Genomic DNA, 315 nt, shown 5'->3' with positions numbered 1-315 from the left:
TGATCCCTGTCGACCCGCGGCTGGATGTTCGAGGTCATAAGACCGCCCGATCCGGATCGCGCCGAGCTTCTTGGGAAACCCCTGCATATGGCCGCGGACCATCGAGATGTCTTGGTCGACGAAGATGAACGAACAGAAAAGCCGGGCCTCGCCTTGATCGGACAGCGCTTCGATCAGCAGAAAGAACTCGTTGTATTGCGAATAGGCTGGATCCAGCAGTTCGGAGCCGTCCGTGGTGGCCTGCCATTCGCAGAAATGGCCGAAAACGCGGCCGGACGCGCGGCCGAACCCAGAGGGCAAGAAGCGTCGCGCTAC

At 60.6% G+C, this 315-nt stretch carries 1 protein-coding gene; it reads right to left on the bottom strand.

The window, feature by feature from the left end:
- The coding region (locus A3728_RS18725) for an acetoacetate decarboxylase family protein (RefSeq protein ID WP_236630558.1) at nucleotides 1–300 on the bottom strand (300 nt) is incomplete at its 3' end.
- Between the last annotated feature and the right edge of the window lie 15 nt (nucleotides 301–315).

The organism is Sulfitobacter sp. HI0040 (assembly GCF_001634885.1).
GTDB lineage: Bacteria > Pseudomonadota > Alphaproteobacteria > Rhodobacterales > Rhodobacteraceae > Sulfitobacter.
This window is presented reverse-complemented; position numbering and strand designations above follow the sequence as displayed.